Origin of the sequence: Acinetobacter sp. V104_13 (assembly GCF_031798995.1) — a bacterium.
Classification (GTDB): domain Bacteria; phylum Pseudomonadota; class Gammaproteobacteria; order Pseudomonadales; family Moraxellaceae; genus Acinetobacter; species Acinetobacter pittii.
In genome coordinates, this window is sequence record NZ_JAVQNP010000010.1 from 100,166 (window position 1) to 110,084 (window position 9,919).

Sequence of the window (9,919 nt, forward strand, 5' to 3'; positions counted from 1 at the left end):
AGCCCGTTAGAATGTAGATAGAGTAGAGGTATTGATTTACAGATGATTGGGCAGCAAAGAAATATATTGGCAACTTTAGGAATTGATGTATGGATTCCTAAGACACAGGTGTGCCAAAAAAATAATGCTCAAAGTCTCTGGCGAGATCAAGCTGCGCCAGAAGGTGAACCAATTATATTGCCTTCTAAGAGCAATCCAGTTGTTGAGCAACCGACAAAACCACAAGTCAACGAAGTTCCAAAAGTTGAACCTGAAATTGCGGTACCACTTCCAGTAGAAGTTCCGCCTGTTGTGTCGCCTCGTACTGAAGTACAAGCTCCAGTGGTTACGATTGCTTCATTTGAGTTACAGGCTTTTGCGCTTGAAAAATGCGTTATTTTTTTAGATGTTACCAATTTAAGTGAAGAAGAAAAGCAGCTTTGGAATAACATTCAAAAAGCAAAAATAGGGCAATATGCTGAACTAAAATGGCCGTTCCCTTTAGCTAACTATCAAGATCAACGTGGTGCAGGTTCATATATTCAAGGATTTTTAGATGCTGTCGCAGCAGACAAGAAAATCTTGTGCCTTGGGGAATGTTCTTATATTCAACATGCCAATATTATTCATTTGGCGAGTTTAAAAGAGATGTTGGAGAAACCACTCCTTAAAAAAAGGTTATGGCAATTAATGCAAGATAACAACGAGTAGTAGGGATTTACATGAAAAAAGTTGTAGTTTTTAGCCAAATTGATGAAGAAATTTTGTCTCGATTACAACAGGATTATCATGTTGTGGTTCTTAATCCAAAACTGGGTGATATTAATGAGCAAATTCGCCAACAAGTTGTAGATGCTGATGGGATGATTGGTGCTGGTCGACTTCTTAATGAAAGTAATCTTGCGCCTGCTCAAAAACTCAAAATTATTTCATCTGTAACAGTTGGCTATGACAATTATGATGTGGCTTATCTAAACCAAAGAAAAATCTGGTTATCAAATACACCTCATGTTTTAACTGAAACAACGGCTGATCTTGCTTTTACGTTATTGCTTAGTGCTGCTAGAAAAGTTCCTTTTCTTGATCATTGGACTAAACAAGGTGAATGGAAAAGAACTGTTGGGCCTCAGCAGTTTGGTTTAGATGTTTTTGGAAAGACGCTAGGAATTATTGGACTTGGTAATATTGGTGCTGCAATTGCACGACGTGGTTTTTATGGATTTAACATGAATATTGTTTACCATAACCGCCGTGAAAAGCCTGAATTGGCAGAGCCTTTAAAAGCACAATATCTTGGTTTAGATGAGTTATTGCAACAGTCTGATTTTGTAGTAACCGCAGTTGATTTAAATAATGAATCGAAAGCCTTGATGGGTAAAGCTCAATTTGAGCTTATGCAAAAGCACGCTATTTTTATTAATATTGCGCGTGGTTCAGTGGTTGACGAGCAAGCATTGATTGAGGCCTTACAAAGCGGAGAAATCTTTGGGGCTGGTTTGGATGTATATGAAAAAGAACCTTTACAAGATTCAGAGCTTTTTAAACTGTCAAATGTTGTTACTTTGCCTCACGTAGGATCTGCGACTGCAGAGACCCGAAAAAAAATGGCAAATCTTGCTTATAAAAATCTGGTTGAAGCTTTAGAGGATAAAACTCCTAGATATTTGGTAAACCCAAACTTTGCATAAATGATTAATAACACTTCATTGCAAAACTAAGCGATCTCGAGTGATATATTAAAAGTCTATTGATTGAACATAATTTTTTATGTTTTATATCAGTAGACTTTTTTTGATGGTTTAATTTTACTAGAGAAAAACTTTTGAGATTTTTGCCAATTATTTTAAGTACGGCTTTTATAACAAATGCTTCGTACGCACAGCCTTTCGATCCTCAGCCTTCTGCAAATCAAGTAGAAATTCCAAATATTGGAAGTGGGATTGGTTTGCTTGATCAACAAAAAGAAAAATTTATTGGCGAAAAAGTTTTTCGTGAAGTTCACAAACAAATGCCCGTTATTCAAGACGTCTGGCTAGAAGATCAATTTTTTCAGGTATTTTCGAGTATTTTAAGTGAAACTCAGCTTGGGCAGCCGATTGGTCTAGTCGTGATTAAAGATCCACAAATTAATGCTTTTGCTGTTCCAGGTGGCTTATTTGCGCTCAATACAGGGCTTATTGCCTCAGCACGAAATATTGATGAAATTGCTGGGGTTATGGCTCACGAAATTGCGCATGTATCGCAAAGACATTTTAGTCGCTCTGAAGAAGCTTTTAAAGGTCAAACCTTGTTAAGTTTAGCGGGGCTTTTAGCAGGGGTGGCTATAGCTGCGCAGGGTGGTGGCGATGCGGGTGCAGCAGTGATGCTTGGAACCCAAGCTGCGCTCATGGATAAGCAATTAACATATAGTCGAAATCAAGAGCGTGAAGCAGACCGTATTGGTATGCAATATATGTCTGCGGCAGGTTATAACCCTCAAAGTATGGCTGATTATTTTGAAACAATGCATAGAGCTACAAGTCGAGTAAGTTTTTTACCGGATTTCTGGTTGACTCATCCATTGACGACTGAGCGTATGAGTGAAGCTAGGCTCCGTGCAAACCAGCTGCCTAGAGTTAAAAATCGTATATATGATGCAGATTTTGAAATTTTAAAATGGTACACCATGGTGGTTGCCAATCAGGCAACTGAAAACCAACTACAAAGTTTGGCGTCCCAAAAAAATATTGCTGGTCTGATTGCTTTAGCAGCATTTTACACAAGACAAGGTGATTATGTGCAAGCGCAGTCTACTTTAGATCAAGCGAAATCTAGTGGAAAGCCTCTTGTCACATTATTGCAGACAGATATTTATCTCGGCCAAAATAAATTAGATCAAGCTTATACAACAATTGCTTCTACACAAATGACGATGCCTGAAAATAAAGCTTTTAGTTATAAGTTGGCTGAGGTGCTGCTACGCCAAGGTAAATTTGCGCAAGTTCAAACCTTAGTTCAAAGATTTATTAATAAGAATCCAAGAGATATACAAGGCTGGCAATTTTTACAGCAAGCTGCGAATTTGGATAAGAATGGACCTTTAAGAGCGGTTAATGTTCTACGCTATCGGGCTGAAGCAGAATATTGGTCAGGTAGTGAGGAAAATGCAATTAAATCAATGTTGCATGCTCAGCGATTGGCAAAAGATAATCAAGCAATGTCGGCAAGAATAGACAGTCGTTTGAAACAAATGCAAGATGAGCGACGAATGAAGATTTAAAAGTTATATCTTACTTAATTTGCAGATGTGCAAATATATACAAACTAAAGAAGCTTGATTGGAAGAAATATAAAATTTAAAAAGGGGAATTAAGCTAACTTAGCTTTAATTTTTGCTGAAACTTGAGCAGGATCGGCACGCCCGGCTATGATCGGACGTAGAGAATTCATCACCTTACCCATATCTTTCATGCTAGTTGCTTCTTGAGCAGCAATCGTTTGCTCAATGATAGAATCAAGCTCTTCCTCAGTCATAGCTTCTGGTAGAAACTGAGAGATTATCTCAGCTTCGGCTTGTTCTTTACTAGCTAAATCATTACGACCAGCACCTTCAAAGGCTTTGATCGATTCTTTACGTTGTTTAATTTGCTTTTCAATGACCGCAAGAACCTGAGCGTCGTCAAGCTCTTTGCGCTCATCGACTTCGATTTGCTTAATTGCCGCTTGTAGACTACGCAAAACCGTCACTGTTGCCATATCTTTGGCACGCATAGAAGTTTTTAATGCATCAGTAATTTGGTTTTTTAAAGTAGTCATAATTCAGCAGTCAATCACAAATTAATTAGTAAAGGCGAGTAGTACGTACAGATTCGCGAGCCAATTTCTTTTGGTAGCGTTTAACTGCTGCAGCTTTTTTGCGCTTACGTTCTTGAGTTGGTTTTTCGTAGAATTCGCGTTTACGAACGTCAGCTAAAACACCAGCTTTTTCGCATGAACGTTTGAAACGACGGATAGCTACGTCAACTGGTTCGCCTTCTTTCAACTTAACTTGTGGCATGTAAAATCCTCTAGATTATGGATAAGATCAGGCACACCATTGCGCCGGATCACAAGTGAAGGTCAGTATTTTACTCATTTACAACTCATATCACAAGTCTATAATAGCGATTGCAATATTTTGACTCATATAAAAGGCAGTTTTGATGATTGTTTTAGGCTTGGAAACTTCTTGTGATGAAACAGGGTTGGCACTTTATGATAGCGAACTCGGCTTACGGGGACAGGTTCTTTATAGCCAGATTAAACTTCATGCCGAATATGGTGGAGTAGTACCTGAACTTGCTTCTCGTGACCATGTTCGTAAATTAATTCCTTTAATGAATCAATTGCTTGAACAAAGTGGTGTAAAAAAACAAGAGATTGATGCGGTTGCGTATACGCGTGGTCCTGGCTTAATGGGAGCATTAATGACAGGTGCACTGTTTGGCAGAACTTTAGCTTTTTCTTTAAATAAGCCTGCAATTGGTGTTCACCATATGGAAGGTCATATGTTGGCCCCATTACTTTCAAGTCAACCACCTGAATTTCCGTTTGTAGCATTGTTAGTTTCAGGTGGACATACACAATTGATGGCAGCCCACGCTATTGGTCAATATGAACTATTGGGTGAGTCTATTGATGATGCTGCGGGCGAAGCTTTTGATAAAGTTGCCAAAATGATGAGCTTGCCATATCCAGGTGGGCCAAATATCGCAAAACTTGCATTATCTGGTGATCCATTAGCATTTGAGTTTCCAAGACCTATGCTTCATCAAGGTTTGGATTTTTCTTTTAGTGGCTTAAAAACAGCTGTTTCTGTTCAATTGAAAAAATTGAATGGCGAAAATCGTGACGCTGATATTGCTGCTTCATTCCAAGAAGCAATTGTAGATACCTTGGTAAAAAAATCAGTAAAAGCTTTAAAGCAAACTGGACTTAAACGTTTAGTGATTGCAGGTGGAGTTAGCGCAAATTTAAGACTACGCGAGCAATTAGAAACCTCTTTGGCGAAAATTAAAGCGCAAGTTTATTATGCAGAGCCTGCTTTATGTACTGATAATGGGGCAATGATTGCTTTTGCTGGATATCAACGTTTAAAAGCAGGTCAGCATGATGGTTTAGCGGTAACGACCACGCCGCGCTGGCCGATGACTGAACTCACTATTCCTGAGTAAAATTATTCATCTTCAAAAGCATGTTGGTTTTCAATATCAATGTATTCGATGTAACCACGACCTTGAACTTCATTACCAAAATAATGACCTGTAAATATATAGCTACTCGCATAACCTCGCCCATGACCATAGCGGAATGGGCAGTCAATTTCTGCCTGAATGTTTAAGATAATTTGCTTTGCCTCATTTCTAGCGATCCAAGAAAAATATTTTGGAAGTCGCATTTTATGCCCAGTAGGTGAAACAAAGTCATCAACTTGATGCGAAATAATATCAAAGCTTACATCTGTATAAATTTCAGCTGGCTGGTCCAGATGTCGAATATGCAGGGTATATGCAGCTGTTTGTCCTGCAATATCGGCTTTGGTAAGAAGAAGTTGAGTGGTTTCATTTAAATTGATGATTTGATAAGTAAAAAAATCAAGTGGCAGTTTATATACATCAGGAATAAGTTTGTTTGTGATGGAGTGAGGACCAACTGCTCGAGCATATTCGTAAGTGCAGAGTCCTTGGCTTTCAATGCGTTCTGCTTGATAGCTTAGAAAACCTTTAAACTTTGCCAATAAGCTAAAATGATCATAGATTGGTGTTTTTATAAACCATGAAACATGTGAAGTAATATCGATATCAAAGTCGAAATCAAACCCATCATAATGTCCATTAATATGGATGTGCGGAAATTTTCCTTGAATTGAAATTTCTTGACCTAGTTCTATTAAGGTCCCATCTTTATTAATTTTTGTATCTTCGGGAATGATATAGGCCTTCAGTAAAGCTTGTTTCAGAGCGGCTGTACTTGAAAAGAAAGTAGCTGTTTTTCTAGGATTTTCAGTGATGATATCATCATGGTCAAAAGCAAGTGCACCAGGCGTACCGATTAAAATCATAATATTTAAGTAACGATGCGGCTCTGGTAAAAGCGGGAAAAAGATACCGTAATGTGTCCAGCTATAATATTTTTCGTCAACTCGTGGACGGATGATATGAGCTTGAGTAAAAGGAAGAGTTGAATATTTTTTTGCTTGGTCTAAAACGCCTTGTGCAAGTAATAAACTTTTACCAAGCGCTTTACTTGTTGTAGAAATTTTTGGCAATTGCTTTTTCATATATAAACCTAAAGAAGGGCTATCTTTGTTTTAGGTTATGAAAAACAACTGCCAAAGCTAAGCGGTTTATAGGCCAAAGCTAAGGCTTTGCGGGACATTTTATTTAATTGTTAGACAAATCTTTTAAGGCGTTTAAACCAATCCAATGCTTAGAAAACTGATAAGCCGCTCGACCAGAGCGCTGACCCCGCATCTGACACCAACGTAAACTTTCAGCACGGACTTCATCATTAAAAGGCATGTTTGATTTATCAAGATAATGTTCTACGATTTCTAAATATAAGTTTTGATCCATTGGATAAAAAGATAACCATAGACCAAAACGATCTGATAAAGAGATCTTTTCTTCAATCGCTTCTTGTGGATGTAATTCAGTATATTGGGGAACGTCCACCTTAGTTACAGGTGTATTTTCATGCATGAATTCAGGTAACAGGTGGCGACGGTTACTGGTTGCATAAATAATAAAATTACTTGAACCTGATTGTAATGAACCATCTAATACACTTTTTAGACTACGGTAATTTTCATCTTCGGCATTAAAAGCCAAGTCATCACAATAGACGATATATTTTTCAGGACGATTTTGAATGAGTTTTTGAATTTTAGGTAAGTCTGATAAATCATCACGTTCAATTTCAATTAAACGTAATCCTTGAGGGGCATACTCTGTGAGTAAAGCGCGAACAATAGATGATTTTCCTGTACCACGTGAGCCTGTTAACAGCACATCATTCGCTGGTAGGCCATTTAAAAATTGCAAAGTATTTTGAATAATTTTTTCTTTTTGACGCTCAATGCCTTTTAAGTCATCAAGATAAATATTTTTTGGCTTATAGATGGCATTAAGTTGCTGATTTTCCCATCTAAAAGCAGGTGCAGTAAAATCTGTTTCTTGTCGAGGCTCAGGCAAGACTTGCTGTAACTGATTTAATACAAGTGATAATGTTTGAACTAAATTGTCCGGTAAATCAATGGTAGCCATGGTAAGTCAATCATGTTAAACAGTGTTTGATAGGATACTAACACCGAAATTAACAGGCTGACAAAAAACTTATTGCCTATACACTTTATCGGTTTTGCAATTGATTGAAATGTTCAGACCGAGCATAGTGTTGTGATGTCTATTCAGTAAAATCATCTGTGAAGATGAGGACGAAATATGTTTGAAAAAATACGAAGTGATATGAATCCACATCAGGCTTACCGTATCAAAAAATTACAACGTCAATTAGACATGGCTGAATCTTATGAGGAATGGAAGTCTTTTGCATTAAAACTAGATGAAGAAACAGGTGTGCAAGAGTGGAAGTTTGATAATAGTTCACCTTACTTTGATGCCGAACTCATTTCTTATCGATACACTTTGCTCAAAAGATATCGTCAGCAACATCGCACATTAGACCTCATCTATTTACTTAAAGAGGGTCTAACCTACGATATTGCAAATATTGGTCATCCAATGCTTTTTGCCGCAACGCATGTCGGTACAAAAAAGTTAATTGAAGACTATATTGAAGAAGTTAGCCAAAGCTTGGCTTACATCGCTTCAAGTGAATGCATTACGTTTCAAAGAAAAGAAAAAATAGAGTTTTTTGAAAACTGTGAAAGGGCATATGGACAACCTGCACTTATGTTTTCGGGTGGGGCGACTTTAGGACTTTTTCATACGGGAGTATGTAAGGCTTTAATTGAACAAGACTTAATGCCTAAAGTGCTCTCTGGCTCAAGTGCAGGGGCAATTATGACAGGTATGCTTGGAACCTCTGCTAGTGAAGATATCCAAAACTTATTAAATGGTGAGCAATTTTTTAGTGATGCTTTTCATTTTAGGAAATTCCGTGAACTCATTAAAGGCAATGGTGGAATTGCCGATGTTCAGTATTTGAAAAAATTCCTTATTGAGAATTTAGGTGATCTTACGTTTGAAGAGGCTTTCAAAAAATCTGGTTTAAACATTAATGTGGCAGTAGCGCCGTATGATGCAACAGAAAACCCAAGAATTATGAATGCCATTATGACACCGAATGTTTTGGTGTGGAGTGCTGTATTGGCTTCATGTGCTGTGCCAATTTTATTCCCACCAGTACGCTTAACCAGTAAACGTTATGACGGTGAACATACACCTTATATGGCAAATACAAAGTGGGTAGATGGAAGTGTAAGAAGCGATTTCCCGCAAGAAAGAATGGCGCGGCTTTATAATTTAAACTACACCATTGCGAGTCAGGTTAACCCACATATTGTTCCATTTATGCAAAATGATGCGGATCGCTTCCGTAAAGACGTTTTAAGTTGGCCGGAAAGAATTTTAAGACGCCAAGGTAAAGTGCTATCAATGGGCATTATGGACTTTACGCGTCAACGACTTGGTTCAATTTCTCCCGTTAGAAGATTGTTGGATCATGGATATGGAGTAATGGGACAGCGTTATTATGGTGATGTAAATATCATTGCTAAATATAGCCTAAGTCACTATACCTATACTTTGCAAAACCCGCGTCCGCATCTGTTTAAGCGTTTGCAAAGAGAAGGGGAACGTGCAACTTGGCCAAAAATTTCTTCAATTGAAACCCATGCTCGTATTGGTAAGACAATTCAGCATTGTTTAGAAGTTTTGCGCTTTGAAGAAAAGAAACAACAGCCTGAGTCTTACTATGCTGAGGCATGATTTTGCTTCGCATATAGAAAACTTAACATGTGTAACAAAGCCAACAAGTGCAGCGTTAGGGCGGTGTTTATGGACATGTACCATAGATACCGAAAATTACTGGTTAAAATATCATTTGCCTGAAACCCATGCTCAAAGTGAGCAAGATTTCATGCATGAGCAATTATTTTACGAAGAAATTCACTTTAAAAAACCTGCATGGCTTTTACCTCATAAATTAATTGAGGTCAGTTTAATCCCTCAGCTAGGCCATTCTTTGGGTAAGGTTTTAATTTTACCTGATAGTGAAGTGTGGTTCAGTTCATTGGTTCATGAAAGTGATTTAACTGATGTATACCGTAAGATTTGGTTCGCAATAAATAAGCTTGCAGAACTTCATGAACTTGGCTGGATTCATGGAGACGTTAAGGCAGAGCATTTTAGAAAGTTTCAGCAAAAGCCTTGTTTAATTGATTTTGAGAAAACGAAACCGATCTCAAGTTGCGATACAGTCATGGATGCAACACCTCGTTATATGGCTCCTGAGCTATTTAGAGGAGGGCATAAGGGAATACAAAGTGATTTATATGCTTTTGGCATCGTTCTATATGAATGGTTGACTCAAACTCGCTTAGAAGCTGGTAGTTATCGTGATTGGGCAGTCTTGCACTGTCAAAAATTAAACATTCAATTATCCACGCAGTTTTTGATTTTTTATCCCTTACTTGCAGGTTTATTACAAAAACAACAGCAAAATCGGTTTTCAAATGCTGATGAAGTAATAAATTGCTTAAAAGAGATTCAAATTGATAAAAATCATTGATCTAGTATCTGTATACAATTTACACGGTTAGTTTTTTTTAGAAAAAAAACACTTGTCACTGTCAGATCTTATCGCTAATATACACAGCCATCGGGGGCGTGGCGAAATTGGTAGACGCACTGGATTTAGGTTCCAGCGCCGCAAGGTGTAAGAGTTCGAGTCTCTTCGC

10 protein-coding genes are annotated in these 9,919 nt (G+C 37.9%); 6 read left to right on the forward strand and 4 right to left on the reverse strand.

Annotation, left to right across the window (positions count from 1 at the left end):
• The first annotated feature begins 42 nt into the window (after positions 1 to 42).
• The 3 genes from RMB06_RS02245 to RMB06_RS02255 all read left to right on the forward strand — a co-directional run bounded on the left by RMB06_RS02245 (position 43) and on the right by RMB06_RS02255 (position 3,238).
• The gene (locus RMB06_RS02245; protein ID WP_069119474.1) at positions 43 to 690 is read left to right on the forward strand and encodes a hypothetical protein; all 648 of its coding nucleotides are present in this window, start codon (positions 43 to 45) and stop codon (positions 688 to 690) included.
• 11 nt (positions 691 to 701) lie between these two features.
• Positions 702 to 1,667 carry a D-glycerate dehydrogenase gene (locus RMB06_RS02250; protein WP_069140743.1) on the forward strand — a complete coding sequence of 322 codons (966 nt, stop codon included), beginning with the start codon at positions 702 to 704 and terminating at the stop codon, positions 1,665 to 1,667.
• A 143-nt stretch (positions 1,668 to 1,810) separates the two neighbouring features.
• Positions 1,811 to 3,238 carry a M48 family metalloprotease gene (locus RMB06_RS02255; RefSeq protein ID WP_081037730.1) on the forward strand — a complete coding sequence of 476 codons (1,428 nt, stop codon included), beginning with the start codon at positions 1,811 to 1,813 and terminating at the stop codon, positions 3,236 to 3,238.
• A gap of 89 nt (positions 3,239 to 3,327) precedes the next feature.
• Here RMB06_RS02255 and RMB06_RS02260 read toward each other — a convergent pair whose 3' ends face one another.
• Positions 3,328 to 3,774: a GatB/YqeY domain-containing protein gene (locus RMB06_RS02260; protein WP_002115302.1), complete on the reverse strand. Its 447-nt coding sequence runs from the start codon at positions 3,772 to 3,774 to the stop codon at positions 3,328 to 3,330.
• Positions 3,775 to 3,799: 25 nt separating this feature from the next.
• Entirely contained in the window at positions 3,800 to 4,015 is a 216-nt protein-coding gene (rpsU, locus tag RMB06_RS02265) for a 30S ribosomal protein S21 (RefSeq protein ID WP_001136722.1), read from the reverse strand.
• Positions 4,016 to 4,160: 145 nt separating this feature from the next.
• On the opposite strand from rpsU, the gene tsaD reads away from it, so the two are divergent.
• A complete protein-coding gene (gene tsaD / locus RMB06_RS02270) occupies positions 4,161 to 5,171 on the forward strand; it encodes a tRNA (adenosine(37)-N6)-threonylcarbamoyltransferase complex transferase subunit TsaD (RefSeq protein ID WP_002115326.1) in 1,011 nt (336 codons plus the stop codon).
• A 2-nt stretch (positions 5,172 to 5,173) separates the two neighbouring features.
• Here the strand turns inward: tsaD and RMB06_RS02275 are convergent, their stop codons facing one another.
• Together RMB06_RS02275 and RMB06_RS02280 are read right to left on the reverse strand one after the other, a co-directional pair.
• Positions 5,174 to 6,277, reverse strand: coding sequence for a DUF6670 family protein (locus tag RMB06_RS02275; RefSeq protein ID WP_002115312.1), 1,104 nt, complete (start codon positions 6,275 to 6,277; stop codon positions 5,174 to 5,176).
• Positions 6,278 to 6,380: 103 nt separating this feature from the next.
• A complete protein-coding gene (locus RMB06_RS02280) occupies positions 6,381 to 7,262 on the reverse strand; it encodes an ATP-binding protein (RefSeq protein WP_130118899.1) in 882 nt (293 codons plus the stop codon).
• Between the two features lie 177 nt (positions 7,263 to 7,439).
• Here RMB06_RS02280 and RMB06_RS02285 point away from each other — a divergent pair, with 177 nt between their 5' ends.
• Positions 7,440 to 8,948 carry a DUF3336 domain-containing protein gene (locus RMB06_RS02285; protein WP_002115307.1) on the forward strand — a complete coding sequence of 503 codons (1,509 nt, stop codon included), beginning with the start codon at positions 7,440 to 7,442 and terminating at the stop codon, positions 8,946 to 8,948.
• On the forward strand, positions 8,935 to 9,750 hold the full coding sequence (locus RMB06_RS02290) for a protein kinase domain-containing protein (protein WP_311078070.1): 816 nt from the start codon (positions 8,935 to 8,937) through the stop codon (positions 9,748 to 9,750). Before RMB06_RS02285 ends, RMB06_RS02290 begins: the two co-directional genes overlap by 14 nt.
• Positions 9,751 to 9,919: the final 169 nt, after the last annotated feature.